The organism is Amycolatopsis sp. lyj-90 (assembly GCF_046549035.1).
Lineage (GTDB): Bacteria > Actinomycetota > Actinomycetes > Mycobacteriales > Pseudonocardiaceae > Amycolatopsis.
Map to the genome: position 1 here is coordinate 1251671 of NZ_JAJPWP010000001.1, position 26889 is coordinate 1278559.

Sequence of the window (26889 nt, forward strand, 5' to 3'; positions counted from 1 at the left end):
CTACAAAACTCCGATCAAGTACGCGCGCCTCCGTTCTAGTGGTGCACCCGCTGTCCGGCGGACGCTGTCCGCAGCATTCGACGACGCATGCAGGAGGCGGCAGTGACACGTTCTCGCTGGGGAAGACTCGCTCGGATCGCCGCGGTGGCGGGCACCGCACTCACCCTCGTCGGAATCGGGACACCGGCCCTCGCCGCGGCGGAGCGCCAGGTGTACGTCGCGATGGGCGACTCGTTCTCGGCGGGCTCCGTGGTCCTGCCGCAGTCCGACCTGCTCACCTGTGCCCGTTCCTCGATCAACTACGCGGGGCTGCTGGCCAAGCAGCTCAAGGTCGACGAACTGCGTGACGTCACCTGCGGTGGCGCGACCACGGCGCATTTCACCAACCCGCAGAAGGGCATCATCTCCGGCACCAACCCGCCGCAGTTCGACGCGCTCTCGGCCGACACGACCCTGGTGACGGTCGGTATGGGCGGCAACGACATCGGGCTGGTCGGGCTCGCCACGTCGTGCGTGAACCTGCTGCCGGTGGGCGCGTCGTGCAAGGCGGCCAACACCGCGGGCGGGGTGGACAAGTACGCCGTCAAGATCGACGCGTTCGCCGCGACCTACGGCACGGCCATCGAGCAGATCCGCCAGCGCGCCCCGCGGGCCACGATCGTCATGGTCGGCTACCCGACCGGGCTCAAACCCGGCGGCTGCTGGCCGCTCGTCCCGGTACTGCCGCAGGACGCCGACTACATCCAGGGCAACATCGACCGGCTCAACGCGCGGATGGCCGAGCAGTCCGCCGCGCACGGCGCGAAGTACGTCGACATCCGGACGCCGAGCATCGGTCACGACGCCTGTCAGCCGATCGGCGTCAAATGGATCGAAGGGCTCATCCCGTCGGTGGTGAACAACAGCTTCGCGCCACTGCACCCGAACGCCGCCGGACTCGCGGCCGTGGTGCCGAGCATCCGCAAGGTGCTCTGACCCGGACGCAATGAACGGGACTTTCATTGCGAAATTTGCAATGAAAGTCCCGTTCATTTCAGGTGCGGGACCGCGATCAGGCGGTCGGCGCCCAGTACAGGAGCCGGTTCGGGGAACCGGAGCCCGGGTTGGTCACCTTGTTCGGGGTGGCCGCGTTGATCAGCGCGGTGGCCACCTGCGCCGGTGTGGCGGTCTTGTTGTTCTGCAGGAAGCGGGCCGCGACGCCGACCACGTGCGGGGTCGCCATCGAGGTGCCGCTGATGGTGTTCGTCGCGGTGTCACTGGTGTTCCACGACGACGTGATGCTCGTACCCGGCGCGAAGATGTCCACCAGGCTGCCGTAGTTGGAGAAGCTGGACCGCGCGTCGGTGTTGGTGGTCGAGCCGACGGTGATCGCCTGGGTCACGCGGGCGGGGGAGAAGCCGGACGCGTTCTGGTTGGAATTCCCGGCGGCCACGCCGTAGGTGACGCCCGCGGCGATCGACCGGCGGACGGCGTCGTCGAGGGTGGTCGAGGCACCGCCACCGAGGCTCATGTTCGCCGCGGCGGGCTTGACGTGGTTCTTGGTGACCCAGTCGATGCCGCCGATGACGCCGGCGGTGGTGCCGCTGCCGGAGTTGTTCAGGACGCGGACGCCGTAGATCGTGGCGCCCTTGGCGATGCCGTACTGCGAACCGGCGATGGTGCCCGCGACGTGGGTGCCGTGGCCGTTGCCGTCCTGGGCGACGGCGTCGTTGTCGACGAAGTCGTAGCCGTTGCGGGCGCGGCCGCCGAAGGTCTGGTGGCTGGTCCGCACACCGGTGTCGATGACGTAGACGTTCACGCCGGCGCCGGTGGAGGTGTAGCTGTAGCTCTTGTCGAGCGGGAGGTTGCGCTGGTCGACGCGGTCGAGACCCCAGGACGGCGGGTTGACCTGCGTCGCGTCCGCGTGGACGACCTGGTTCTGCTCGACGGACGCCACCGTCGGGTCGGCGGCGAGCCGCTTGGCCTGCTTCTCCGACAGCGTCGCGGAGAAGCCCTTGAGCGAGCTGCTGTAGACGCGCTCCACCTTCGCGCCGAAGCGGCTGGCCAGCGTGTCCACGACGCCGCTGTCCTTCAGCGTGACGATGTAGCTGTTCGGGATCGCTTCGGGGGATCCCGCGGCGAGGATCTGTCCCTCGGCGGCTTGCGCGGGAGCGGCGGTGACGCTGATCGCCACCGCGACCGCGCTCGCCATTCCGGCACGGGACAGCCAACGCGCTTGTCTCATCTCTCGCATGTGTTCGTCCTGTCGTTCGCAGGGGACCGGCCGGTCAAGACCACAGCGGCGGAAAGGCGGTCCAGCTCGACCGCATGGGACGGCACCTGCCGAATCCCACGAAGATCGAGGTTATTGAGCGTTTGACATGTCCGATATCGACTGAATGGGGCAGGACCCGACCTTCGTCTGGCGGCCATTGGCGGCGGGTGCCCTGCACGGAATGTGCACGTCGGCCCCTCCGTACCCTGTGGGTGGAACACCTCTCGAGCATCTGGAGTCCGAACCACCGTGCCAGTCCCTTCGAGCCTGCGAGCCGACTGCGAAAACTGCTTCGGCCTGTGCTGTGTCGTCCCGGCCTTCGCGGCGTCGGCCGATTTCGCGATCACCAAACCGGCGGGCCAAGCGTGCCCGAATCTGGGAGGGGACTCCCGGTGCGGCATCCACGACAAGCTCCGCACGAAGGGTTTCACCGGCTGCACGGTCTATGACTGCTTCGGCGCGGGCCAGAAGGTCTCCCAGATCACCTTCGGCGGCGAGGACTGGCGGAAAGCGCCGAAGACGGCGAGGTCGATGTTCGCGGTCTTCCCGGTCATGCGGGATCTGCAGGAACTGCTCTACTACCTCACCGAGGCGGCCGCGCTCCCGTCGTCGGCGCCGGTCCGCCCCGGTCTGGCCGAGATGATCGACCAGACCGAGCGGATGACCCTGGAGAAACCCGGCGTGCTGCGGGAACTCGACGTCCACGCGCACCGGGGCGCGGTGAACGGGCTGCTGCTGCGCGCGAGCGAACTCGCCCGCGCCGAAGTGCCCGGCAAGAAGAAGGACCGGCGCGGTGCCGACCTCATCGGCGCGAAGCTCAAGGGGGCGAACCTGCGCGGCGCGCTTCTGCGCGGGGCTTACCTGATCGGCGCGGATCTGCGGGGCGCCGATCTGCGGCAGGCCGACGTCATCGGTGCGGACCTGCGCGACGCCGATGTCCGTGGAGCGGACTTCCGGGACGCCCTCTTCCTCATCCAGTCGCAGCTGGACGCCGCGAAGGGTGACGCGACGACGAAGCTGCCGGAGTCGCTCTCACACCCCGCTCACTGGTAGTCCTGTGTGGACGATCTCCTGCTCCCACTCGTCCCGCGGCTGGGTGTGCAGCCGCCAGTAGTGCTCGGCGATGTCGTCGGGGTCGAACGGGGTCTCCTTCGCGACGGCGCCGGCGACGGTCACCGTCGCGACGTGCACCCCTGACGGGCCGAATTGCGTGTCCAGCAAGGAAACCAGCGCCCGCACACCGGCTTTCCCGAGCGAGAGGCTCGTGTAGGCCGGTACGGCTTCGGGCATCCCGCCGGTGACGATGATCGTGCCCGAACCGCGTTCGGCCATCCCGGGCGCGACGTGGGCGGCGGTGGTGATCGCTCCGACGACGTTGACCGACCACGCCGCGAGATGCCCTTCGACGGACAGCTCGCCGGGGGTGTCGGCCTGGATGATCGCGGCGTTGTAGACCACGACGTCGGGCTCACCGTGCTCGCGTCCCGCGGTGTCGAGAGCGGTTTTGAGGGACTTCTCGTCGGTGACGTCGGCGGTGAGCGCCAGCGCGGTCCCGATCTCGGCGGCCAGCGGATCCAGCGTCGCCGCGCTGCGGGCCACCAGGGTGATCGGCGACCCTTCCCGGGCGAACCGGAGTGCGACCGAGCGGCCGATGCCCGGTCCGGCGCCGATGATCACTGTGCCTGCCATGTCTGCTCCTTCGAGGTCGGTCGCGGCCGACCCTAAAGCCTGACATCAGTGTGAGGGTCAAGCGCGTTTCGTCCTCGGAACGCGGGCAAAGTGCGCATCGGATGAGCGGTTTGGCTGCGAGACTGGGGCCCATGCGTGCCGATCGCCTGGTGGCCACCCTCCTGCTGATGCAGGCCCGTGGCCGCGTCACGGCTTCCGAACTGGCGGACGAACTCGAGATCTCCATCGCCACGGCCCGGCGCGACCTCGAGGCACTGTCGGCGGCGGGCGTGCCGGTGTACCCGCAGCCGGGACGAGGCGGTGGCTGGTCCCTGATCGGCGGCGCGCGCACCGACCTCAGTGGACTGTCCGCATCGGAGGCTCAGGCGCTGTTCCTGCTCGCCGGGCCGGCGGCGTCGGTCTCTCCCGAGGTCAAGTCGGCGTTGCGGAAACTGGTCCGTGCCTTGCCGGACACCTTCCGGGCCGACGCGCAGGCCGCCGCGGACGCGGTCGTCATCGACCCGTCGCGATGGGGTGAACGGGAAAAGGAACGCCCCGAGCTGCTCACCGTGCTGCAGGCCGGGATCGTCCGCCGCCGCAAGGTCCGCTTCGGTTACGCGAAGAAGGGCACGGAACCGGTCGAGCGGGTCGTGGATCCGTGGGGGCTCGTGGACAAGGACGACATCTGGTACCTCATCGCGGGCACCGACAAGGGCCAGCGCACCTTCCGCGTGGATCGCATGTCCGACGCCGAAGTGAGCGACCTGCCCGCCGGGCGCCCGGACGACTTCGAGTTGTCGCGGGCCTGGGAGCAGGTGGTCGACCAGGTCGAACAGCGCCGTTCGGGACTGGACGCGACCGTGCTCATCGCCGAGCGGCATCTGCCGATCCTGCAGGACCACTTCGGACGGCAGTCCGTCGTCGAGGAGACACTCGACGACGGACGCGTGCGGGTGACGGTGTCGGCGCCGGTGGCGTGGATGATCGCCCAGCAGCTCGCGGGCTGGGGCTCGATGATCGAGGTAGTGGGCCCACCCTCGGTCCAGGACGAGCTCGCGCGGATCGGCGCCGAACTGGTCGAGCGCTACGCGACGCCGGTGCGGTAACCCTGCGGGCTGACGCCGTGCTCGCGTTTGAACGCGGTGCTGAGCGCGAACGAACTGCCGTAGCCGACCTGCCGGGCGACAGCGCCGATCGTGACGTCGGGATGCTGGCGCAGGAGGTCCGCGGCGAGCGCGATGCGCCAGCTCGCGAGGTAGGCCATCGGCGGTTCGCCCACCGCGGCGGTGAACCTTCGGGCGAACGCGGCCCGGGAGACTCCGATGTCGGACGCGAGGCTCGCCACCGTCCACGGCTCGGAAGGCTTGTGCTGCAATAGTTTCAGCGCCCGTCCGACGACGGGGTCGCTGTGCGCGCGGTACCAGGCCGGTGCCGCGGCACCGGGCCGGTCGAACCAGGTCCGCAGCGCGGCGACCAGCAGCAGGTCGAGCACGCGGTCCAGGACGGCTTCCTGACCCGGGCTGTCCTTGACGATCTCCCCGGCGAGCAGTGGCACGAGTGGGTTCTCCCACTCTTCGTTCCGGACGACCAGAAGCGACGGCAACGCGTTGAGGAGCCGTTTGCTGATCTCGCCTTCCAGCGGGTACGTGCCGGTGAGCAGGACGACGGGGCCGTCCGGGTCGCTGCCCCAGGTGCGGACGCCGAGGTCGGACAGTTCGGTGAGGTGCTGTCCGTCCGGTGTCAGGCATTCCTGTCCCGGCAGGATCATCGCCTGCGGCGGGGTGGCCGGGTCGTCCGCGACGAGATACGGGTCCGGTCCGCGGGCGATGGCGATGTCGCCGGTGCCGAGACGGACGGCGTCCCCGCGATCGGGGACGACCCAGGATTCGCCACGGACCTGTGCCATTACCGTGAGCGGCGCCTCGTCCTCGATGCGCAGCGACCACGGCGGGGTCATGACCGACTTCAGCAGGAACGCGCCGCGGGCGCGGGGTCCGTCGAGCAGACCGGCGAGGGGATCCATGCGGCAAAGTGTAGACGATGAAACATGGAACAGAGCCTTTGAACTATGTTCCGTCTCATCCTGAGGCGCTTGACTAGTGCCATGACAAACACGAAGAACAACGAGACGGTCCTGGTCCTCGGAGCGACGGGCAAGACCGGACGCCGGGTGGCGCAGCAGCTGACCGACCGGGGCATCGAGGTGCGGAAGGCATCTCGGCCCGCGTTCGACTGGGACGACCGCTCGACCTGGACCGCCGCTGTCACCGGGGTCGGCGCGGCCTACCTGACCTACTACCCCGACCTCGCCTTCCCCGGCGCGGCCGAAGCGATCCGCGACTTCTCGAAACTGGCCGTGGAACACGGGGTCCGGCGGCTGGTGCTGCTGTCCGGCCGCGGCGAGGAGGAAGCCGTGGTCAGCGAGCAGGGTGTCCGTGACTCCGGTGCCGAGTGGACGGTCGTGCGGGCCAGCTGGTTCGCCCAGAACTTCAGCGAGCACTTCCTGCTGGAGCCGGTGCTCGCCGGCGAGATCGTGCTTCCGGCGGGACAGGTGACCGAGCCGTTCATCGACGTCGAGGACATCGTCGACGTCGTCGTGACGGCACTGACCACCGACGGGCACCACGGCCGGGTGTACGAGCTGACGGGCCCCCGGCTGCTGGGTTTCGCGGACGTGGCGGCGGAAATCGGCAAGGCTTCGGAGCGGGATGTCCGGTACGTTCCGGTTTCCGCGGCGGAGTTCGCCGCGGGCGCGGCCGAACAGGGCGTGCCGGAGGAGGAGATCGAGGGCCTGACCGACCTGTTCACGCGGATCCTCGACGGCCGGAATTCCTCGCTCACCGGTGACGTCGAGAAGGTGCTGGGCAGGCCCGCGAGGGACTTCTCCGACTACGCCGCGAAGGCCGCGGCCACTGGGGTCTGGAATCGATGAAACGAACGGGAATCGGAAGGGAGGCGACGGGAATGTCCACGCTCAGCGAGATCGTCCTGATCGCGGCCGTCATCGCGGCGGGGTTGATCGCGGGCTTGTTCTACGCCTACACGTGCTCGGTCATGCCGGGACTGGCGCGGGCGGACGCACGGACGTACGTGACGGGGATGCGGGAGATCAACATCGCGATCCTCAACGGCTGGTTCGCGCTGAGCTTCGGCGGCGCGCCTCTGCTCGCCGCGGTGGCGGCGGCACTGCACTTCCGATCGGAGCTGCGGTCGGCGCTGCCGTGGATCATCGCGGGTTTCGTGCTGCTGCTGGTGATGCTGATCGTGACCATGGCGATCAACGTGCCACTGAACAACGCGCTCGAAGCCGGCTTCGACGGCGCCAACACCGACTTCGAGGCGTTGCGGGCGAAGTTCGAGGGTGTCTGGGAACGGTGGAACCTGGTCCGGACCTTGGCCGCGATCGGCGGCTTCGGCGCTCTGGTGGGCGGGCTGATCGTGCACGCCCGCGCCTGATCCGCTCCACGAGTGTCGTGAAAGGGGCCTTCAGGACGGAAAACGTCTTGAAGGCCCCTTTCATGCTCGGTCATTAACGCGCCGTCTCGATGCCGACCTCCCGGCGTCAGGAGATTTCGGCGAGTTTCCCCGTCAGGTAGGCACGCTCGGCCTCGGTACCGGTGAGCGTCAGCGCCTCGCGATAGGCCTCCGCCGCCTCCTCGAACCGGTCGAGACGCCGGAGCAGGTCCGCGCGGGTCGCGGGAAGCAGGTGGTAGCCGGGGAGAGTTCCGTCCGCGGTGAGCTTGTCCACCAGTCCGAGTCCGGTCTCGGGGCCTTCGGCCATCGCCACGGCGACCGCGTGGTTCAGCTCGACGACCGGCGAGGGCACGAAACGCAGCAGTTCCCGGTAGAGGGCGGCGATCTGGGCCCAGTCGGTGTCGGAAGCGCGGGCCGCGGTCGCGTGACAGGCGGCGATGGCGGCCTGGATCTGGTACGGCCCCGGTACTCCCCGGTGGAGCGCGGTCTCCAGCAGTTCGGTGCCCTCGGTGATCTCGGCGGTGTTCCAGCCGCCACGGTCCTGGTTCTCGAGCGAGACGAGGGTGCCCTCGCCGTCGACCCGGGTGGCCCGGCGGGCGTCGTGCAGGGCCAGCAGGCCGAGGACCTCGGGTTCGCCCGGCATCAGTCCGGCGAGGATCCTGGCTAGGCGGATGGCCTCCGCGGACAGGTCGGTCCGCAGCAGATCGGTGCCCGCGCTGGCCGAGTAGCCCTCGTTGAACAGCAGGTACAGCATCCCCAGCACGGCGGCCGTGCGTTCGGGCAGCTGAGCCGACGGCGGCACGCGGTACGGGATGCCCGCGGTGCGGATCTTCCGTTTCACCCGGACCAGGCGCTGCGACATCGTCGCCTCGGAGACGAGGAAGGCGCGGGCGATCTCGGCGGTGGTGAGCCCGGCCAGCGTCCGCAGTGCGAGCGCGACCTGGCCTTCCATCGGCAGGGCGGGGTGGCAGCAGGTGAAGATCAGGCGGAGCCTGTCGTCGTGGACGCCGCTCTCGTCCCATTCCGGTTCGGCGGGCGCGGTCAGTTCGGCGGCTTCCCGCAGTTTCTCCGCGCCGACGGCTTCCCGCCGGATCCGGTCGGTGGCGCGGTTGCGCGCGGTCGTGGTGAGCCAGGCACCGGGTTTCGCCGGGACACCGTCGCGGGGCCAGGTGTGCAGCGCGAGGGTGATCGCGGTGTCGAGCTCGGTGGTCACCCGAGCAAGCCCTCTAGCAGCGGAACGGTCTTCTCCGGCGGCGGGTACGCGGTGACCTCGTCCCGTAGCCGTTCGGCCGCGTCCCGATAGGACGGTTCCCGCAGCGCGGAGGTCACGGCGTCACGGATGTCCTCGGGTGTCGCGTGGATGACGTCGAGGACGGTGCCGAGCCCGAGTTCGGTGACACGGTCGCCGTTGTGGGGCTGGTCTGCGCCCATGGGCAGCAGTGCCATCGGCAAGCCGTGCGTGATCGCGCCCAGCAGGCTGCCGGAGCCGCCGTGGCTGAGGACCGCGTCGCAGTACGGGAGGACGTCGTCCTGCGGCAGGTACTTCGCGAGGTGGATGTGCTCCGGCTGCGGACCGAACTCGGCGGGGTCGATGAGGTTCCCGACGGTCACCACACAGGTCGCGTCGACGTCCCGCAGACCGGCCAGTGCCCGGGCGAACAGATCGCCGGACTCGGTGTTGAAGATGGTGCCGAGGGTGAAATAGAGCGTCGGACGGCCTTCGACGTGCCACTCCGGCACCGGGCCGCGGCCGGGAACGGGCGTGTGGAAGGGCCACGTGGTCGACGGCAGCGGGAACCGGGGATCACGGAAGCTCGCGGGGAACGGGGAGAGCACGAGGTGGCGGGTCGCCATCTCCAGGTCCCGCTGCGGGGGAAGCCCGTGGGCGGCGCGGACCTCGTTGAGCGCGTCGTCGATCAGTTCGGCGCGGATGAGGGCGCCGGTGGCGGTGACCAGGACGGTCGCGTGGGGGAGACCGAGCTTTTCGGCGACGATCATCGCGCCGTGATCGGCTTCGTCGCAGACGAGGAGATCGGGGGACCAGTGTTCGCACAGCGCCAAGACGTCTTCCGCGCGGCGGGGCGCGGTACGGCGGACGAAGCCGTCGCGCAGGTCGGCGTCCTCGCGATCCTTGTCGACGGGGAGCAACGGGTGCCGTTCACCCTTGCTGCCGAGGTTGGGGCCTGACGGGAAAGCGGGGAAACCGGCGGCCTCGACGATCGGGACCATCATCGGCTCGCCGGTGAACGCGACGGTGTGGCCCGCCTCGACGAGCGCGCGGGCAATCGGGAGAAGCGGCCGGAAGTGACCGTTGCCGCCGGCGAAAGTGAAGAGAACACGCACGAAGTCGACCCTATCGGCGGGTCCAACGGTTTTCCCGGCGTTGCCCCGCTTCCCACCCCACGGGGCAGCGCTACCCTGCTGCGGTGATCGATACGGACGCCGACGAAGTCCGGCTGTGCGCGCTGGAAGGCTGCGAGAACCCCTTGCCCCCGCCCGCGGTGGACGCCGAGGGAAGACGCAAGGGCGGGCGGCCTTCGGCCTACTGCAGTAAGACGCACGCCGACGCCGCGTCGCGGGCCCGCCGTGCCGCCGCGGTGGCGAGCGTGGCCGATCCCTTGCTCGAGGTCCGCCGCATCGCCGACGAGTTCACCCCGACGGCCGCGTCGCTCGTGGAGCTGCTCGACGCGATGCGCTCGCGGTTCGACGACGCCGCCGAGGCGGCGCTGGGCCGGGTCACCGAAGCGGAAAACGAGGCGGCCACGGCCAAACGCGAGGCCGAGGACGCCCAGCAGGCGGCGGCGAAGGCCGACACGGCGCGCGCGACCGCACTGGCCGCGTCCCGCGACGACAAGATGGCCAAGGCCAAGGCGGAACGCACGGCCGAGCAGGCGTTGAAGGACGCCGAGGAGACCCGTCAGCGTTCGTGGACCGAGATCGCCGCCCACGAACGGGCCCGAGGCGCCGCGGAAGCCGCGACCGTGGCGGCCGAACGCGCCCGCGACGCGCTGGTCTCCGATCTCCGGACCTTGCGTGAGGACTTCGCGGCCGTCCGGGAGGAAAAGACGCGACTGACCGCGGATCTGGGTGAGCGGGACACGGCTCTGGCCCGCGCGGTGGCCGAACTCGAAGCCCTGCTGGACCGGCTCGACGAGGCGAAGGCCCGGGTGACGGTGTCCGAAAAGGACTGTGCCGCCGCACGGGCGGAATCCACCGGCTTGCGCGGAGATCTGGATCGCGCCCGGGCGTCACTCGCGGAAGAACACACGGCCAGGAGCCTCGCCGAGGCGCGAGCGACGGCGCTGGGTGAGGAACTGGAGCGGGCGCAGGCCCGCGCGGTCGCCGATCAGGCGCGGTACGACGACGTCGTCCGGCAGCTGGCCGAACTCGCCCGCCCGCCGGTGGTGGAGGAGGCGCCCGTTCTCTCGCCCGAATCGGGTGTGGAGGCTTCGGAGCTCAAGTAGAGTCCGCTGACCTATCCAGGGGTTGGGGGTCGCGGGCGGTGAGTGGGTACGAGGTCGAGATCGGTCAGCTGCGGAACGCGGCCAAGGCCGCGGGATCCGCCGCGGACCAGGCCAGAGGCGTGGAACCCGGTACCGGCTTGGACGCGATAGCGACGGCGTTGCCGGGCGGGGACGCGGCGAAGAGCGCGCCAACCCTGGCCTCGACGTTCAACGAGCGCGCGAAGGGGCGGGCCGACGAGATCGACCAGTGGAGCGACTCGATCACGGCGGCCGCGAAGGCGTACTCCGAAAACGAGCGCTCCGCGGAAGAGGCTTTCGGGGAATGACGGTCGGGTACGACGACGTCCGCAAATGGGACGCTGAGGCGCTCAACGCGTCGGCCACCAACCTGAGTGGGCGGCGGGACAAACTCATCGGGCTGCAGGACGAACTCGACGACGCCAGGAAACTGCCCGATTGGCACGGCCCCGCCGGTGAGCGCGCCCGCGGTTCGCTGGGAGACACGCGGAACAAGGCCGAGATCCTGATCGCGGAGCTGTCCGCCGTCGAACGCGGCCTGCAGAACGCGTCGGACGACGTGTCCGCCCTGAAGACCCGGGTCGCCAACAACGACTCCCTCGCCGACACCTACCAGTTCCGCATCGCCGCGGACGGCGCGATCGTGGACGGCAAACCCGCCGACCCTCCGCCGAAGTCGCGGTTCGAGGCCGAAGACCGCGCCGAGACCGCCCGGCACCGCGAAACCATCAGGAAGCAGCTGGAGCAGGAAACCAAGGCGATCCTCACCACGGCGAACAACATCGACGCCGCCCTCGCCCGGGTGATGCGGCTGGCGCAGGACGGCGAGATCAGCGACCACGGAGCGACCACCCTGGCCGGCGCCAAGAAGGGCGGGGAGATCGACGCCCAGGTGATCGACATGGAACAGGCGCTGCGCGACGCCGGGCTGCTGAGCGGGCCGCCCGCGTCCGGCCATTACCGGCAGTGGCTCGAGAACGCCGTACTCCGGGGCGTGCCGATCGACACGATCAAGAAGATCGCCGACGACCACGACATCACGCCGGAGGACTTCGAGGTCCTGGACGGGATGGAAGAGATCCGCGAGGACGAGGACGGCGACGGGACCTTCAAGTCGTACTTCCTGATGCCGACCGACATCAGCGGGGACGACGCCGCCAAGGCGGTGCGGATGACCTACATCATGAACGCGGGCACCGACTACGGCACCGAAGGCGAAAAGACCGACTTCGCGCCGACCCCTTACGGATCCGAGGAACTGCGGCGGATCACCGAGCGGCAACGGGAGAATTCCTGGAGCTACGACGACGATGTCGGCTTCGTGCACGACAACGGCGGGCGGCTGGTGACCACCCCGAACGGCATGATGATGGGCCTGGGCGGCAACCTCATCCAGGACCAGTTCAGCCAACGCGGCGGGACGACGTGGGGCGACACGTTCATGCTGAACATCGACGACCCGAAGGATCCGGCGCAACAGCTTCGTGAGGTCGCGAAGTCGGGCCACGCCTGGTACGAGGATGACAACGGCGCCTCCCAGGGATCGCTCGACATGGACCGGCTGCTGCACCACGAAGAGCGCCACTCCCAGCAATGGGGCCGCGAAGGTTATACGGGTTTCCTCGCCTCCTACGCGTGGGAGCAGATCACCGGCGGCAACGAGACCGAGGAAGACGCTGGACTTTCCGATGGTGGATACCATTAAGTGGCCGCGCGCCGCCTGCGCCGCCCTGCTCGTGGCGGCGGTGACCGGGGCGTGCGACACCAAGGCGCAGTTCGCGCCCTCGCTGCCGCCCGCGGCCGGGTTCCGCGTCGATGGCGGCGTCCTGAAGCTGTGGACCGGTACCCCGTGTGAGGGCGTCATCCGCCTGAGACTGACCTTCGACTCCGGTACCCAGCAGAGCACGGAGCAGGTGTGGACCGCGCCACAGCCGGGGGTGCGGGTGGAACGCCTGGACCTGCTGAGGACCGGTGAGGGATCGTCACCGGACGGGCCTCTCCAGGTCCAGACGCCGTTGCCCACCGGCTACGACTGGACCACGGCAGGCTCGATCGCCGTCACCGTCGACGGCCCGCAAGCGAACGGTGCCAAGGCCGACGTCGCCCGGGTGCTGCGCGAGTCGGCCCAGCACCCGGCCGGGAGCTACCTGTTCGGCGAGCGCGGCTGGATGGACGTCGCGGACGTTCAACGCGAGAACCGGAAGTCGTTCCTGGCCATCTGCACTCCCGACCCGGAGTGATGTTCTATGGACAGGCCAGTTATCCGGCGCGTCGTGCTCGGCGCGTTCGCCTGCGTCGCCGCGGTGATCGTGCTGCTGGTCGGCATGGTGGTGCTCAGCGCCACCGGGGTGTCCTCCGATCCGCACGGCTATGGAATGTTCGCGGGAATCCTGTTCGCGGCGGTCCTGACACCGGTCGCGTTGGCACTGTGGCTGCTGTACCGCTGGCTGCGACGGCGCCGCGATCGAGCATCTTGAGGGGAAGGCCACACGGTCTGACCCTTCATCCCCGGCCAGGAACGGGATCCCCCAGGACAACGCCGTTGTGAAAGCCACTTTCCCAACCTTCAACGTTGCGAAAGTGGCTTTCACAACACCTGCCCTGCGAACCAAAGACGGCACGAGCACGCCAGGCTCGCCCTAAACGCACTTACCGCTCACGAAGGCAGTTCCTGTTCCGCCCCTTGCGCTTCCCCGGTCACCAGCTGCTCGACCCCGTCCAGGATCCGCGCCAGCCCGAACCGGAACGTGTGCAGCGGCGCGCTCGCCGCGCCGTGCGCCTCTCCCGCCGCCTGGCCGATCCGCGCCGCCAGCGGGAACAGCCCCGCGTCGGCTTCCGGGATCTCCGCGAGCACCGGGGCGCTGGCCGTCCACCACTCCGTATCCGTCAGCCCGGACCGCCGCACGAGACTCGCCGATTCGACCGAACCCCGCGCGATGCCCTGGACGAAACCGTTGACCATCGCGACCACGGCGTCCATCTCCAGATCGGTGAGCCCGATCGCGTCGACTGCGCCCAGTTCGCGTTCGTGCTTGGCGAAGGTGTGCGGGCCGAGGGGGAGACGGCTGGTGGTGAGCTGGAGCATCCACGGGTGCCGGTGGTACATCGCCCAGGCGTCCTCGGCGAGGATCGTCATCGTGACCCGCCAGTCGTGACTGGGCGGCGGGTCGGTCAGCTCGCCGTGCACCCGGTCCATCATCAGGTCGAGCAGTTCCGCGCGGCTGGGGATGTAGGTGTAGATGGACATGGGGGAGACGCCGAGTTTCTCCGCGCCCCGGCGCACCGACAGCGCGGTGATCCCCTCGGCGTCGGCGAGTTCGATCGCGGCGGTGATGATCTCCTCGACGGTGAGCTTCGGCTTGGGGCCGCGGCGGGGTTTTCCCCGCACGCCCCAGAGCAGTTCGATGGTTCGTCGTGGATCGCCCGTGCCGGTGTGGTCCGCGTCCGTCATCCCGCTTCTCTCTACGGTGTACAGAGTTGTGCTATCCTGAACTGTACACCGTACAGAGATTGGGGTTGAGTGACGTCTCACGACGGTTTCGACAGTGTCGCGTTCGAACCGAAGATTCCGGCCCGGACCAGCGGATTCGTCTTCTGGAACGCCGAGGGGGACACGCCGGGAACCGGGGAGGTGACAGTCGCCCTCCCCGAGGTCGCCACGGTGCCCTGCGTCCGGCTTCCGATGGCCGAAGCGCTCCCTGCCCTCCTGCGGCTGCGCACGAGTGAAGACTCCTCGGCGCGCTTCTGGAGCACGGCCGCTACGGCGGCGTTGAAGCTCGCCGAGGCGGGCAGGCTGCTTCCCGGGGTCACGGAGTCCGATGTGGACGCCTGGCGTGCGGGTCCTCTGGAACCCGCCGATGCCGCCTGGCTGCGTGAACTGTCCGAGGCGATGCCGGCGCGGGCACGGGCGATCCCGGGCGACGGGAATCTGCTGCCCGCCCGGTATCCGTTGCTGCGCGCGTTCCTCGACGCGGTCGCCGACACCCTTCCCCGCACGCCCGCGGCCGCGCAGGCGGCGGGCGTCAAAGCCTTCGCCGCCCCGCCCTCGCATCGCGTCCCGCAGCTGCGGGACTGGGCGGCCGAGGTCGCGGCCGGACTGGACTCCGGGGTCCGGGTCTCGGTGCGGATCGAGGCACCCGGCGACGATTTCACCAGCGGCCGCTTCACCGGGGTCGTCCAGGTGCACAGCCTCGCCGATCCGGGCGTCCTGATCGACGCCGCCGCGCTCTGGTCCGGCGACGACCGTTTCGGCCCGAGGGCCCGCATCGACGTGATGCTGGCCCTGCGCCGCGCGGCCCAGCTGTGGCCGCCGTTGGAACCCTTGCTCGGCGCGGCGGTCCCCGACGAGGTCGGGCTCCGCGACACCGACATCACCGAGCTGCTCACCACCGCCGCGCCCGTGCTGGCCACGGCGGGCATCGACGTGCACTGGCCTGCCGATCTCGCCCGTGACCTGAGCGCGAAAGCCGTCGTCGGCGGTGGTGACGCACCGCCGGACAACCTGCCGTCGTTCTTCGCAGGCGGCACCCTGCTGCAGTTCGACTGGCAGCTGGCCCTCGGCGGCGCCCCGCTCACCGCGGCCGAGATGGACGCGCTGGCCGAGGCCCACCGGCCCGTCGTGCGGCTGCGCGACCAGTGGGTCCTCGTCGACCCGGCACTGGCGGCCAAGGCCCGCGATCGCGCCCTGAAACCGCTGACTCCCATCGACGCGCTCGGCGCCGCCTTGAGCGGGACGGCCGAGGTCGACGGCGAACGCGTCGACGTCCTCACCGACGGGTGGCTCGCCGCCTTGCGGGAACGACTGCTCGCGCCGCCGGAACCGCAGTCCCCGCCTCGGGGATTGGCCGCGACCCTGCGCGACTACCAGTTGCGCGGGCTGCAGTGGCTCACCGCCATGACGTCGATCGGGCTCGGCGGCTGCCTGGCCGACGACATGGGTCTCGGCAAGACGATCACGCTGATCTCGCTCCACCTGCACCGCGCGCAAGGCCCGACGCTGGTCGTCTGCCCGGCGTCGCTGCTGGGGAACTGGGAACGGGAGATCACCCGGTTCGCCCCCGGTGTCCCGGTGCGGCGGTTCCACGGCACCGAGCGCTCGCTCGACGAACTCGGCGACGGCTTCGTGCTCACCACCTACGGCACCCTGCGCGTCGACCCGGGACCGCTGGGAGGCGTCCACTGGGGACTCCTGGTCGCCGACGAGGCCCAGCATGTCAAGAATCACCGCTCCGGCACGGCGAAGGCGTTGCGGACGCTGACGTCGTCGGCGCGGGCGGCGCTGACGGGCACCCCGGTGGAGAACAATCTCTCCGAGCTGTGGGCGATCCTCGACTGGACCACCCCCGGCCTGCTGGGCACGATGGCCGACTTCCGCCGTGTGTGGGCGAAACCGGTCGAGTCCGGAATGGACCCCGAGGCCGCGGAACGGCTTTCCCGGCTGGTGCGCCCCTTCTTGTTGCGCCGCCGTAAATCCGATCCGGGGATCGCGCCGGAACTGCCCGCCAAGACCGAAACCGACCGGCCGGTGACGCTCACCGCCGAACAGGCCGCCCTGTACGAGGCGACGGTGCGCGAACTGATGGCCGAGATCGCCGGCAGCGAGGGCATCGCGCGGCGCGGCCGGATCGTCAAGCTCCTCACCGGGCTCAAGCAGATCTGCAACCACCCCGCGCAGTACCTCAAGGAACCGTCGGAAGCGGTGCTGGACGGCCGGTCGGGCAAGCTCGAACTGCTCGACGAGCTCCTGGGCACGATCCTCGCCGAGGACGGCGCGGTCCTGGTGTTCACCCAGTACGTGGCCATGGCACGGCTGCTGGAACGGCATCTCGCGCAGCGCGGCATCGCCACCCAGCTGCTGCACGGCGGTACCCCGGTGCCCAAACGCGAAGAACTCGTGCGCCGGTTCCAGGCCGGTGAGGTCCCGGTGTTCCTGCTGTCGCTGAAGGCGGCCGGGACCGGGCTCAACCTCACCCACGCCGACCACGTCGTGCACTACGACCGCTGGTGGAACCCGGCTGTGGAGGACCAGGCGACCGACCGCGCGTACCGGATCGGGCAGACCAGGCCGGTGCAGGTGCACCGGCTCATCGCCGAGGGCACGGTCGAGGACCGGATCGCGGCGATGCTGCGGGAGAAACGCGCGCTCGCCGACGCGGTACTCGCCGGCGGCGAGGCCGCCCTGACCGAATTGACCGACGCGGAACTGGCCGATCTGGTCGAGTTGAGGAGTCGCCGATGAGTACGCCCGACGATCGCGTCCGCGGCTTCCCCGCCTTCGGGGCCCAGGGCGGACACGGCCAGTTCGCCCGCTCGTGGTGGGGCCGCGCGTGGATCAACGCGATGGAGGACACCGCGCTGGACCTGCGGCAGCTCAAACAGGGCCGCAAGTACGCCGCCGGGGGCCGGGTCGGCCCGATCACCGTCAGCCCCGGGCGGATCGCCGCCGTGGTCGACGACCAGGAAGGCCAGTACCGCACCGAAGTCCGCCTCGCGGAACTGACCGACACCGAATGGGACCGCTTCCTCGACAGAGTCGCCTCCCGTGCCGGGCATCTCGCGGCGCTGCTGGACCGGGACATGCCACACGACCTCGTCGAAGCAGCCGACGACGCCGGGGTGCATCTGCTGCCCGGGATCGGCGACCTCGACCCGGACTGCGACTGTCCCGGCTGGGAACTGCCGTGCCGTCACGCCGCGGCGCTGTCGTTCCAGGCCTCCTGGCTGCTCGACGCGGATCCGTTCGTGCTGCTGCTGATGCGCGGCAAGGGGGAGCGAGAGCTCCTCGACGAACTGCAGTGGCGCAACGCGCCTCGGTTCGTGCGCACCGGGGACGACGACACACCTCCGGAGCGGGCCTACGCCGACGAGCCCGGTCCGTTGCCGGACCTCGCCGGGTTCGCGCCCGCCGGAGGACCGACCGTGCCCGGGGCGCCCGGCATCCCCGCGGAGACCTTCGCCCTGCTGGCCGCCAACGCGAGCCAGGCGGCGGGCGCGCTGCTGACGTCACAGCCGAAGCTCACCCGCAAACAGGACGCCGTCCGTCTCGCCGCGACCCGTCCGGAGACCGCCGACCGGCTGCGCCCGGCCGAGAACGGTGAGGAGTTCGACCGCGCGGTGCTCGCCTGGCGGCACGGCGGCCGGGCCGGTCTCGACGTCCTGGAGACCGCGTGGACACCGCCGTCGCAGGCGATGGGCCGCGCACGGGCCGCCTTCGCCGAAGTGGTCGACGATCCCGGCGAGGGCCTGGACGTCGAACGCAACCAGTGCACCGTCCACGGGACAGGGGTGCAGGTGCGCCTGGGCAAGGACGGACTCTGGTACCCGTACCGGGATCAGTGGCCCGCCGGGCCGCCCGAAACCGATCCCGGCGCGCTGTTCGCCGCACTGCTCGGCTGATCCCACTGCCGTCCTCGCCGCAGTTCGTCCAGCTGCGGCGAGGACAGGTGCAGGATCCGGTACCGGACCTCGTCCGACTCCGGCGCCTCGTCACGCCACAGGCTGTAGCGCACCACCTGCCAGGTCCGCGGATCGACGGCCAGCGCCCCCGAATGCGCGCCGTCCTGCCGCAGGTGTTCACGAAGCCCATCGAGAGCCTCGCCCAGGAAGGCGACAGGGTCGCTCTCGGCGGGGATGGACACGACGTGCTTTCCCGCCGCGGCGGGGGGAGTGCCGAACGCCGGTCCCTCGTCGAACCCGAGCACGGTCCAGTGCTGCACGGCGGGACGCCCGAACGATTCGACGATGCCGCTGAACGGGCCGCCGAACAGGAAGGCGTTCATCCCGGCTTCGTCGTGCCACAGGTAGAAGGGCGAGTACTGGTTCAGCGTCGAGCCGTCGACACCACGCTCGCGGATCCCGTACACCTTCAGCCCCAGGCCGCCGAAGTCGTCGAGCAGATGCCCGCGCGTGGCGACGCGCTCGCGGATGATGCCCATGTCGTAGTCGGCGGGGAGGGTGATCTCGTACTGCATCGCATGCATGCGTACATACTAGTAGGTACAGAACTACCTTCGCCGTAGTCCGATCTGGTAGCGACCCGGGGTTTCCCCGACCACGGCGACGAAAGCCTCGATGAAGCTCGTGGGGTTCGCCCAGCCCAGCCGCGCCGACACGGTCGTCACCGCGTGCCCGTCCCCGAGGAGGACGAGGGCGTGCTGGACGCGGAGCATGCTGCGCCATTGCCGGAAGCTCACGCCGAGCTCTTCGTGGAACAGCCGGCTGAGCACGCGCTCGCTGGCGCCGGTGGCCCGCCCGAGTTCACGCAACGTCGCGGAACTCGCCGGGTCGGCGTGCAGCAGCGAGGTCACCGAGCGCAGCCTGTCGTCGGCGGGCTCGGGCAGGTACAGCTCCTGCTGCGGAGCGGCGGTGAGTTCGTCGATGATCAGCCCGCGGAGCCGGTGCCGAGGCCCCGGACCCCGAGGACGGCCATCGCTGAGCGCCAGGAGCGCCTCACGCAACAGCGGTGTCACCGCGAAGACCGAAGGCAGAGCGGGCAGGAAACGGCCCAGCCGGACGGGCAGGTCGATGCGCCTGACCTCGGTCTCGCCGTACGCCCGATGGGAATGCTCGAATCCGGGCGGTGTCCAGGTGATCCGGTTCGCCGGCGCGACCCAGGTCCCCCGCGCGGTGGTGGTCGCGAGCGCGCCCGTGGAGGGGTAGAGCAGCTGGCCCCGGACATGGGTATGCGGGCCGACCAGCTGCCCGTGGCTCAGCGATCCTCGGCCGGTGTCACCCGGCTGCAGACCTCGGCGGAATTCCAGCATGGACCGTCAGGATACCGGTAGTAGGACGCCTCGACCTCGGCGAAACTCGAAGCATGTCCACAGCGAAGGAAACCAAGCCCGTCCTGATCATCGGCGCAGGCGTGTCCGGCCTCGCGCTCGGCAACTTCCTGCTCCGCGAGGGAATCGGCTGTGTCGTCTTCGAACGACGCAGCCGCGAATACGTCGAACACCGCCAGCGCGCCGGAGTCATCGACACCAGAGCGGCCCGCGCCTTCCGGAAACGAGGCCTCGAAGACCGCGTCAGCGCAGGGGCTCCCGCCGAGCCGAACCTCGGGTTCCGCATCGACGGCCGTCCCCGGCCCTTGCCGCTCTCCGTCGAAGAACACCGGGAAGGCCGGTTCTGCCCCCAGCAGGTCCTCGTCCGGAACCTCATCACCGTGTTCGAACAGGACGGCGGCGACCTGCGGTTCGACACCGATGTGACCATCGAGGACCACGAACGTCCTCGCGTCCGGCTCGGCGACGGATCGATCGTCGAAGGCGACTTCATCGCCGGATGCGACGGCAACCACGGCGCGACCCGGACCGCCATCCCCGAAGACCGCATCACCCGCCACACCCACGAATACGGCTACGCGTGGCTGGTCATCCTCGCCGAGGTAACAGCTCACCAGCAGACACTGATGGCGATCCACCGACGTGGATTCGCCGCCCAGTTCGGGCGCGGACCGCGAGCGAGCCGGTTCTACCTCCAGTGCCCGCTCGACGACACCACCGACGATTGGCCGGACGAGCGCATCTGGAGTGAACTCGAAGCCCGCTTCGGCGAACCGCTCACCGAGAAGGGCGCGATCGTCGAGAAACAACTGGTGCCGCTGCGCGGCGAGATGATCAGCCCGATGAGCCACGGCAGGCTCCACCTGCTCGGCGACGCCGCGCACATCGTCCCGCCGATGAGCGCCAAGGGCATGAACCTCGCCCTCCACGACGCCGACATCTTCGCCGAGGCACTGGTCCACCTCTACAAGAACGACGATCCGAGCCTGCTCGACGCCTACTCCGACACCCGCCTGCGCGACGTGTGGAACTACCAGGCCCTCGCGACGTGGTTCACCGACACCGTCCACGACGCCGGAGACGCGACCTACCGAGGGGAGTTCCGCCATCGGGTGGCACGCGCCGACTTCGAGCGCCTGTACACCTCGAGCACGGCGAACCGGCTGCTCAGCGAGTTCATGGCCGGTCTGAACTGATCCGCTACTTCTTGCTGAGCCGGATGATCCCGTCACCGTCTTGCACCGCGACGACGACGATCACCTGCCGGTTGATCTGATGGACCATCCCCGGCGGACCGGACACCGCCTCGCCCATCCCGCCGGAAGCGGGCGCGAGACCCACCTTCCCGGCCTGGATCGTCACCGAGAGCGGCCCGGCTCCGCCGTCGTTGGGGATCTGGTCGCCGGTCCGCACCAGCACCTCGCACTCCCCGTCGCCGCACGCCTTCAACTCCCGTCCGTCCGCCGCGACGAACGGCGTACCGGACGGGGCCGCCGCCTCCATCATCGGCACGCTCTCGGTCGAAGGCCTCGGACTCGCCGCGGCGAAGATCGGGGTCGGCTCGGCCGACCCGCAACCGGCGGCGAACAGCGCGAGGGGAACCAGGGCCAGGCATCTTCGGCGATCGACCATGACCGAGGAACGTAGCCGACACACGCGGCCCTGGATGCACCCGAATTCCGCAATCCTGCGGCTGTTTGCAGTGCTCGGAGCCGGTCCGGCCGGGGTAATCGGCACCACGTGGTCATGCGGATACCGAGCGTCTATCAGACCTCGGCACGGGCGATGATCGCCCGGGTGTCCACACCGGACGGCAGCGTCCCGAACGCGACACCCCAATCGCCGCTCAACCGCGACGCGCAGAACGCGTCGGCCACCGCCGGCGCCCCGTGCCGCACCAGCAACGAGCCCTGCAACACCAGCGCCATCGACTCGACCAGCCGCCGCGCCCGGTACTCGATGTCCGACAGATCGGACAGCTCCTTGCGCAGCCTGCCCACCGCGTCGTCCAGCCGCGCGTCGGCACCGGCCGCCTGCTCGACCTCCGTGAAGTACGCCGCCACCGACTCCGGCTGCTTCGCCATCGCCCGCAACGCGTCCAGCGCCGCGACGTTGCCCGAACCCTCCCAGATCGACATCAGCGGAGCCTCGCGATAGAGCCGCGGCATCCCCGACTCCTCGACGTACCCGTTACCGCCCAGGCACTCCAGCGCCTCCACCGCATGCGAAGGACCACGCTTGCACACCCAGTACTTCGTCACCGCCAGCCCCAGCCGCCGGAACGCCTGCTCCTGCTCGTCACCCGGCCGGTCGGTGGCCGCAGCCAACCGCATCCCGACCGTCGTCGCCGCCTCGGACTCCACGACGAGGTCCGCCAGCACGTTGCCCATCAACGGCTGATCCACCAGGTTCGCCCCGAACGCACGACGATGCCGCGCGTGGTGCACCGCCCGGACCGCGCCGTACCGCATCCCCGACGCGCTCCCGACCGCGCAGTCCAGCCTGGTGTTGTTCACCATCTCGATGATGGTGCGCACCCCACGGCCTTCTTCGCCGACCAGCCATCCGATCGCGTCGTCGTACTCGATCTCCGACGACGCGTTCGACCGGTTGCCCAGCTTGTCCTTCAGCCGCTGCACCCGGATCCCGTTGCGCGAGCCGTCCGGCAGGACGCGGGGGAGAAGGAAGCACGAGAGCCCACCCGGCGCCTGGGCCAGCGTCAGGAACATGTCCGACATCGGCGCCGAGGTGAACCACTTGTGCCCGACGATCACATAGCTGCCGTCGGCGAGCGGCCGCGCCGTCGTCGTGTTCGCCCGGACGTCGGAGCCGCCCTGTTTCTCCGTCATCGACATCCCGGCGATCAGCCCGCGCTTCGTGCTCGGCTCACGCAGCCCGAAGTCGTACTCCGTCGACGCCAGCAGCGGCTCGTACCGCTCGGAAAGCTCGGGATTGAACCGCAGCGCCGGAACCGCCGCGTACGTCATCGAGATCGGGCACGTATGCCCCGCGTCGACCTGACCCCAGACGTACATCTTCGCCGCCCGCGCCGCGTGCGCACCCGGCCGGGAATCCCGCCACGGCGTCGCGTGCAGCCCGTGGGACACCGCGACGTCCATCAACTCGTGCCAGTACGGGTGGAACTCGACCTCGTCGATCCGGTTCCCGACCCGGTCGTGCGTCCGCAGCACCGGCTCGTTCTCGTTGACCAGCCTGCCCCACTCCTGGGCCTGCTCGCTCCCGGCCAGCCTGCCGAGGGCATGCACCTCCGCCACCGCCCAGCCCGCGTCCGCCCGCTCCAGCCCCTCCAGCAGAGCCGGATCGGCGGCGGCGTCGTACTCCGCCAGCGGCGGCACCTGGTTGGTGACCTCATGAGTGACCGGCATCGGAACCTCCCAAAGAACGCAGGACAAAGGTGCGCAGCCCGGACACCTCGTCCGCACTGCCGGTGGTCAACGGGCCGATCAGCACCTCGGCCGCCGCCCCCACGAGCGCCGCCGCGGTGACCTCGGCGTCCTGAGCGGGGAAGACCCCCGACCGGACACCATCGGCCACGTGCTGGGCCACGACATCGCGGAACGCGCGCCGGAACACCAGGCGCTCGGCCTCGATCGGCGCGTCGACGGGCTCGGCCAGCAGCGCGTACGCCATCCGCGGTGTCTTCAGCGCCCGGCTCGCGAAGGTGTCGAAGACCGCCACGACCCGCTCCGCCGGCGTGCCGGGCCGCTCCGACACCGCGCGCACCGCCTCGACCTCACGCGTGACGACCTTCCGGAACAGCTCCACGACCAGCGCGGCCTTGGTGGGGTAGTGGCGGTACACGCTCCCGACCGCCACCCCGGCCCGCTCCGCGACCGCCGACACCGAACAACCCGCGTACCCGCGCTCGGCCAGCTGCTCCATGGCAGCGGCGAGGACGGCGTCGCGCTGGGCGTCCAGGCGCTCCTGGACCTTCGGTGTACGGCGATATGGCACTCAAGAAGTGAAGCACTGATTCACACCTTCAGTCAACGTGTGCGCATCAGCTCCTCGATCGCCCTGGCGATGCCCTTCTTGTCGTAAGCAGCCGTGGGTAAGGTCGCCCCATGGGCATGGCGGACCACCCCGTCCCGCCCGATCAGCACGCTCCCGGACTGCTGCAAGGCACCGAACACCTTCTTCGCCAACCCGACGGCCTCGTGCGGCGTACCGCTCCGGCCGGTCACCACCTGCAGCGACAGCCCACGCTTCGCCCGCCAAGCCGCGGCCTCGGCTCGCCCCTCCGGAACCGCGACCAGCACACGCACATCGGCGAGCTTCGCGAGGTCCTTCACGTGGCCGTTGCACACCGGGCACGTGGCCGAGCGCATGAAGTAGAGCAGCACGTCGTCCGAACCGCGGAAATCCGAGAGCCGGACGACCTTCCCGGCGGTGTCCTCCAGGGCGAGATCAGGGGCCGTGGATCCGATTTCGAGCATGAAGACTCCTCAAGAGATAGAGCAGGAAGGGGAGAAAGGGATCAGCGAACCTGCAACAGCGCACGGACCGTCGCCCGAGCCCGATGCAGTCGGGACTTCATCGCGGGAGTGCTCAACCCCAGCGCGTCGGCGACCGCCCGGCCCGAATACCCCTGGACGTCACGCATGATCAAGACGCGACGCTGATCGGAGGGCAACTCCGCGATCGCCGCGGCCACCCGCCGCGCCTCCAACCGCTGCAGAGCGTCGTCCTCCGCCGAGACCACCGCATCGGCACCCACCGGCTCGTCACCACGCCACGCCCGCCGAGCCCGGCGAAGACACTCGTTCCGCACGATCCGGAACATCCACGACGCCAGCGCCCCGGAAGCCCGCAAGGTGCCGATCTTCCGGTACAGGACGATCAGCGCCTCCTGCGCGGAATCCTCCGCGTCCTCCGGCGAAGCGCACAGCGAACGCGCGAACCGCTGCACATGCGGATGGGAACCCGAGACCAGAGCGGCGATGGCGGACTCGTCCCCACCCTGCGCGGCCACGATCAAAGACTCCCTCGGCCACTCGGCCCCCACGACAACCCCTCCTCCCGCGCCGGGCTCGTCCCGGCCCCTACAAGAGCCGCCACCTCGGCGAAAGGATTCAGCCCGCCTCACGTGACCCCGCTCACGCCCCCGTCGCGCGGCTCACCACAAACCCCTTGTCACCCGATGGCATGATCGCCGCTATGACATGGACCGCCCCCGAGGTGACCCGTCCGTCCGGCGACACCGCCGCCAACGAACGCATTCTCCTGCCCTCCCTGCTGGCGTGGCACCGCAGCACCTTCCTCGGCAAATGCGCCGGCCTCACCGGAGAACAGCTCGCCCAGGCGTCGGTCCCGCCCTCGAACCTCACCCTCCTCGGCCTCATCCGCCACCTGGCCAAGGTCGAACGCATCTGGTTCCGCCTGCGCTACACCGCACAGGACATCGAACCCCTCTACGACCTCGCCCTCGGCAAGGACCACGACTTCGAAGTCCTCGACGCCACCAAAGCCGAAGAGGCCTACAACACCCTCCTCGACGAAATCCGCCTCGCCGACGAAGCCGCCGCCGACGGATCCCTCGACGACACCTTCGACCTCGGCGGCGACCCCTTCTCGCTCCGCATGCTCTACGTCCACATGATCGGCGAATACGCCCGTCACAACGGCCACGCCGACCTCATCCGCGAACGCATCGACGGCGACACCGGCGCCTGAGCAGGAGTGACCATGGACTACGGATTCATCGGCGCGGGCGAGATCACCGCCGCCATCGTCGAAGGCCTCAGCAAGGACATCGCCGACCCGCCCTCGATCTTCCTCTCACCGCGCAGCCGCAGCGTCGGACAAGAACTCTCGGCACGCTTCGCCAACGTCACGGTCTGCGACAACAACCAAGCCGTCGTCGACAGCGCCACAACGATCATCCTCGCCGTCCGCACACCGATCGCCGAGGAAGTCCTCCGGGACCTGACCCTCCGGCCCGACCACGTCCTGATCAGCGCCCTCGCAGGCGTCCGCCTCGAGCAACTGCGCGAGTGGGCCGCACCGGCAGGCGAAGTCGTCCGGAGCATCCCGCTACCCCCGGCATCCCGCCGCCAAAGCCTCACCGCCATGTACCCCGACAACGCCGAAGCACGAACCCTCTTCGACAGCATCGGCGGCAGCGTCGTCCCCGACGCCGAAAAAGACCTCGAAATCTTCAGCGCCGCCACGGCCACCTTCGCCGCCCACCTCGACTACCTCGGCACCATCGCCGCCTGGATGGCCGACCAAGGCATCGAAGACACCACCGCAACCGCCTTCACCAGCCACATCTTCGGCCAACTCGGCCAATCCCTGCTCCAGCAGAACGGCTCCCTCGAAACCCTCGTCGGCAAGCACATGACCCCCGGCGGACTCAACGAACACTTCCTCACCGACCTGCGCACCAACGGCGTCCCCGACACCGTCCGCCAGGCCCTCGACGGAATCCTCACCAGGCTGCGGGACAAGTGACGATCATCGACCGGCTGCGGGCAGCCGGGTGCGTCTTCGCCGAAGACGAAGCCCGGCTCCTCGCCACCGAAGCCCGCACACCCGCGGACCTCGACACCATGATCGAACGCCGCGTCGCGGGCGAACCCCTCGAAGTCATCCTCGGCTGGGCGGAATTCCACGGCCTCCGCATCGTCGTCGAACCCGGCGTCTTCGTGCCACGCCAACGATCCGAACTCCTCGTCCGCCACGCCCTCACCCTCGCCCGGCCCGGAGCGGTCGTCCTCGACCTCTGCTGCGGCACCGGCGCGCTCGGCGCCGCCATCGCCGCCGAACTCGGCGAAATCCGGCTCTACGCGGCCGACATCGAACCCGCCGCCGTCCGCTGCGCCCGCGCCAACGTCGCCGACGCCGGGGGAGAGGTGTTCGAGGGCGACCTCTACACGCCCCTACCCGCGTCGCTGCAAGGCCACGTCGACCTCCTCGTCGTCAACGCCCCCTACGTCCCGACCGGCGCCATCGCGATGATGCCGCCCGAAGCCCGCGACCACGAACCCCGCATCGCCCTCGACGGCGGGCAGGACGGCGTCGACGTCCACCGGCGCGTCGCCGCGGAAGCTTCACAATGGCTCGCGCCGGGCGGGCACCTGCTGATCGAAACAGGGGAGAGCCAGGCCGCGAGCACCGCGGAAGCCATGGCACACAACGGATTTACTCCCGAAGTGATCACCGACGACGAGCTGTACGCGACGATTGTTGTCGGTGCCGGGGGATAGGG

General features: G+C 69.7%; 29 protein-coding genes. 16 read left to right on the forward strand and 13 right to left on the reverse strand.

What is annotated here, in order from left to right:
* Positions 1 to 144 precede the first annotated feature (144 nt).
* Positions 145 to 975, forward strand: a complete 831-nt coding sequence (locus ACLJPX_RS05475; protein WP_410599095.1) for an SGNH/GDSL hydrolase family protein — start codon at positions 145 to 147, stop codon at positions 973 to 975.
* Positions 976 to 1051: 76 nt separating this feature from the next.
* Here the strand turns inward: ACLJPX_RS05475 and ACLJPX_RS05480 are convergent, their stop codons facing one another.
* Positions 1052 to 2233 (reverse strand): S8 family peptidase, encoded by a 1182-nt coding sequence (locus tag ACLJPX_RS05480; RefSeq protein ID WP_410599009.1) that lies wholly within the window; start codon positions 2231 to 2233, stop codon positions 1052 to 1054.
* A gap of 270 nt (positions 2234 to 2503) precedes the next feature.
* Here ACLJPX_RS05480 and ACLJPX_RS05485 point away from each other — a divergent pair, with 270 nt between their 5' ends.
* Positions 2504 to 3307 carry a pentapeptide repeat-containing protein gene (locus tag ACLJPX_RS05485; RefSeq protein WP_410599010.1) on the forward strand — a complete coding sequence of 268 codons (804 nt, stop codon included), beginning with the start codon at positions 2504 to 2506 and terminating at the stop codon, positions 3305 to 3307.
* On the opposite strand, the gene ACLJPX_RS05490 is transcribed toward ACLJPX_RS05485, so the two are convergent.
* The gene (locus tag ACLJPX_RS05490) at positions 3287 to 3943 is read right to left on the reverse strand and encodes an SDR family NAD(P)-dependent oxidoreductase (RefSeq protein WP_410599011.1); all 657 of its coding nucleotides are present in this window, start codon (positions 3941 to 3943) and stop codon (positions 3287 to 3289) included. The genes ACLJPX_RS05485 and ACLJPX_RS05490 overlap by 21 nt on opposite strands.
* Positions 3944 to 4074: 131 nt before the next feature.
* On the opposite strand from ACLJPX_RS05490, the gene ACLJPX_RS05495 reads away from it, so the two are divergent.
* Positions 4075 to 5028: a helix-turn-helix transcriptional regulator gene (locus tag ACLJPX_RS05495; RefSeq protein WP_410599012.1), complete on the forward strand. Its 954-nt coding sequence runs from the start codon at positions 4075 to 4077 to the stop codon at positions 5026 to 5028.
* Here the strand turns inward: ACLJPX_RS05495 and ACLJPX_RS05500 are convergent.
* Positions 5007 to 5945: an AraC family transcriptional regulator gene (locus ACLJPX_RS05500; protein WP_410599013.1), complete on the reverse strand. Its 939-nt coding sequence runs from the start codon at positions 5943 to 5945 to the stop codon at positions 5007 to 5009. The genes ACLJPX_RS05495 and ACLJPX_RS05500 overlap by 22 nt on opposite strands.
* 81 nt (positions 5946 to 6026) lie before the next feature.
* Between ACLJPX_RS05500 and ACLJPX_RS05505 the strand changes: the two genes are divergently transcribed.
* Both ACLJPX_RS05505 and ACLJPX_RS05510 read left to right on the forward strand, forming a co-directional pair.
* Positions 6027 to 6854 carry an NmrA family transcriptional regulator gene (locus ACLJPX_RS05505; protein ID WP_410599014.1) on the forward strand — a complete coding sequence of 276 codons (828 nt, stop codon included), beginning with the start codon at positions 6027 to 6029 and terminating at the stop codon, positions 6852 to 6854.
* A gap of 32 nt (positions 6855 to 6886) precedes the next feature.
* A complete protein-coding gene (locus ACLJPX_RS05510; protein WP_410599015.1) occupies positions 6887 to 7378 on the forward strand; it encodes a DUF1772 domain-containing protein in 492 nt (163 codons plus the stop codon).
* A 106-nt stretch (positions 7379 to 7484) separates the two neighbouring features.
* On the opposite strand, the gene ACLJPX_RS05515 is transcribed toward ACLJPX_RS05510, so the two are convergent.
* Both ACLJPX_RS05515 and ACLJPX_RS05520 read right to left on the reverse strand, forming a co-directional pair.
* Complete coding sequence (locus tag ACLJPX_RS05515) at positions 7485 to 8609, reverse strand: RNA polymerase sigma factor (RefSeq protein ID WP_410599016.1); 1125 nt, start codon at positions 8607 to 8609, stop codon at positions 7485 to 7487.
* Positions 8606 to 9739 (reverse strand): glycosyltransferase, encoded by a 1134-nt coding sequence (locus tag ACLJPX_RS05520; protein ID WP_410599017.1) that lies wholly within the window; start codon positions 9737 to 9739, stop codon positions 8606 to 8608. Before ACLJPX_RS05520 ends, ACLJPX_RS05515 begins: the two co-directional genes overlap by 4 nt.
* Positions 9740 to 9822: 83 nt before the next feature.
* On the opposite strand from ACLJPX_RS05520, the gene ACLJPX_RS05525 reads away from it, so the two are divergent.
* From ACLJPX_RS05525 to ACLJPX_RS05545, 5 genes are read left to right on the forward strand one after another with little or no spacing between them, the layout of a single operon-like run.
* A complete protein-coding gene (locus ACLJPX_RS05525) occupies positions 9823 to 10860 on the forward strand; it encodes a hypothetical protein (protein ID WP_410599018.1) in 1038 nt (345 codons plus the stop codon).
* A gap of 38 nt (positions 10861 to 10898) precedes the next feature.
* On the forward strand, positions 10899 to 11186 hold the full coding sequence (locus ACLJPX_RS05530; protein ID WP_410599019.1) for a hypothetical protein: 288 nt from the start codon (positions 10899 to 10901) through the stop codon (positions 11184 to 11186).
* A complete protein-coding gene (locus ACLJPX_RS05535) occupies positions 11183 to 12583 on the forward strand; it encodes a hypothetical protein (protein WP_410599020.1) in 1401 nt (466 codons plus the stop codon). The genes ACLJPX_RS05530 and ACLJPX_RS05535 overlap by 4 nt, the downstream gene beginning before the upstream one ends.
* Positions 12567 to 13118: a hypothetical protein gene (locus ACLJPX_RS05540; protein WP_410599021.1), complete on the forward strand. Its 552-nt coding sequence runs from the start codon at positions 12567 to 12569 to the stop codon at positions 13116 to 13118. The genes ACLJPX_RS05535 and ACLJPX_RS05540 overlap by 17 nt, the downstream gene beginning before the upstream one ends.
* Before the next feature lie 6 nt (positions 13119 to 13124).
* Positions 13125 to 13355 (forward strand): hypothetical protein, encoded by a 231-nt coding sequence (locus tag ACLJPX_RS05545; protein WP_410599022.1) that lies wholly within the window; start codon positions 13125 to 13127, stop codon positions 13353 to 13355.
* 179 nt (positions 13356 to 13534) lie between these two features.
* Here ACLJPX_RS05545 and ACLJPX_RS05550 read toward each other — a convergent pair whose 3' ends face one another.
* On the reverse strand, positions 13535 to 14329 hold the full coding sequence (locus ACLJPX_RS05550; RefSeq protein WP_410599023.1) for a TetR/AcrR family transcriptional regulator: 795 nt from the start codon (positions 14327 to 14329) through the stop codon (positions 13535 to 13537).
* 69 nt (positions 14330 to 14398) lie between these two features.
* Here ACLJPX_RS05550 and ACLJPX_RS05555 point away from each other — a divergent pair, with 69 nt between their 5' ends.
* Entirely contained in the window at positions 14399 to 17116 is a 2718-nt protein-coding gene (locus tag ACLJPX_RS05555) for a DEAD/DEAH box helicase (RefSeq protein WP_410599024.1), read from the forward strand.
* Positions 17113 to 18273, forward strand: a complete 1161-nt coding sequence (locus ACLJPX_RS05560) for an SWIM zinc finger family protein (RefSeq protein WP_410599025.1) — start codon at positions 17113 to 17115, stop codon at positions 18271 to 18273. The genes ACLJPX_RS05555 and ACLJPX_RS05560 overlap by 4 nt, the downstream gene beginning before the upstream one ends.
* Here the strand turns inward: ACLJPX_RS05560 and ACLJPX_RS05565 are convergent.
* Both ACLJPX_RS05565 and ACLJPX_RS05570 read right to left on the reverse strand, forming a co-directional pair.
* The gene (locus ACLJPX_RS05565) at positions 18210 to 18857 is read right to left on the reverse strand and encodes a DUF4865 family protein (protein WP_410599026.1); all 648 of its coding nucleotides are present in this window, start codon (positions 18855 to 18857) and stop codon (positions 18210 to 18212) included. The two genes, ACLJPX_RS05560 and ACLJPX_RS05565, sit on opposite strands and share 64 nt — an antisense overlap.
* 24 nt (positions 18858 to 18881) lie before the next feature.
* A complete protein-coding gene (locus tag ACLJPX_RS05570) occupies positions 18882 to 19640 on the reverse strand; it encodes an AraC family transcriptional regulator (protein WP_410599027.1) in 759 nt (252 codons plus the stop codon).
* 53 nt (positions 19641 to 19693) lie between these two features.
* Between ACLJPX_RS05570 and ACLJPX_RS05575 the strand changes: the two genes are divergently transcribed.
* Positions 19694 to 20854, forward strand: coding sequence for a 4-hydroxybenzoate 3-monooxygenase (locus ACLJPX_RS05575; protein ID WP_410599028.1), 1161 nt, complete (start codon positions 19694 to 19696; stop codon positions 20852 to 20854).
* A 4-nt stretch (positions 20855 to 20858) separates the two neighbouring features.
* Here ACLJPX_RS05575 and ACLJPX_RS05580 read toward each other — a convergent pair whose 3' ends face one another.
* The 5 genes from ACLJPX_RS05580 to ACLJPX_RS05600 all read right to left on the reverse strand — a co-directional run bounded on the left by ACLJPX_RS05580 (position 20859) and on the right by ACLJPX_RS05600 (position 24684).
* Entirely contained in the window at positions 20859 to 21290 is a 432-nt protein-coding gene (locus tag ACLJPX_RS05580; protein WP_410599029.1) for a hypothetical protein, read from the reverse strand.
* A gap of 134 nt (positions 21291 to 21424) precedes the next feature.
* Positions 21425 to 23044, reverse strand: a complete 1620-nt coding sequence (locus tag ACLJPX_RS05585; RefSeq protein WP_410599030.1) for an acyl-CoA dehydrogenase family protein — start codon at positions 23042 to 23044, stop codon at positions 21425 to 21427.
* Positions 23028 to 23633, reverse strand: a complete 606-nt coding sequence (locus tag ACLJPX_RS05590) for a TetR/AcrR family transcriptional regulator (protein WP_101607847.1) — start codon at positions 23631 to 23633, stop codon at positions 23028 to 23030. The genes ACLJPX_RS05585 and ACLJPX_RS05590 overlap by 17 nt, the downstream gene beginning before the upstream one ends.
* A gap of 32 nt (positions 23634 to 23665) precedes the next feature.
* Positions 23666 to 24115, reverse strand: a complete 450-nt coding sequence (locus ACLJPX_RS05595; RefSeq protein ID WP_410599031.1) for a peroxiredoxin family protein — start codon at positions 24113 to 24115, stop codon at positions 23666 to 23668.
* 41 nt (positions 24116 to 24156) lie between these two features.
* Positions 24157 to 24684, reverse strand: a complete 528-nt coding sequence (locus tag ACLJPX_RS05600) for an RNA polymerase sigma factor (RefSeq protein WP_410599032.1) — start codon at positions 24682 to 24684, stop codon at positions 24157 to 24159.
* A 140-nt stretch (positions 24685 to 24824) separates the two neighbouring features.
* On the opposite strand from ACLJPX_RS05600, the gene ACLJPX_RS05605 reads away from it, so the two are divergent.
* Genes ACLJPX_RS05605 through ACLJPX_RS05615 form a run of 3 tightly spaced genes read left to right on the forward strand, consistent with a single transcriptional unit; the run spans position 24825 to position 26887 of the window.
* Positions 24825 to 25352, forward strand: a complete 528-nt coding sequence (locus tag ACLJPX_RS05605) for a DinB family protein (protein WP_410599033.1) — start codon at positions 24825 to 24827, stop codon at positions 25350 to 25352.
* A gap of 12 nt (positions 25353 to 25364) precedes the next feature.
* Positions 25365 to 26132, forward strand: coding sequence for an NAD(P)-binding domain-containing protein (locus tag ACLJPX_RS05610; protein ID WP_410599034.1), 768 nt, complete (start codon positions 25365 to 25367; stop codon positions 26130 to 26132).
* Complete coding sequence (locus tag ACLJPX_RS05615; RefSeq protein WP_410599035.1) at positions 26129 to 26887, forward strand: putative protein N(5)-glutamine methyltransferase; 759 nt, start codon at positions 26129 to 26131, stop codon at positions 26885 to 26887. Before ACLJPX_RS05610 ends, ACLJPX_RS05615 begins: the two co-directional genes overlap by 4 nt.
* Positions 26888 to 26889 lie beyond the last annotated feature (2 nt).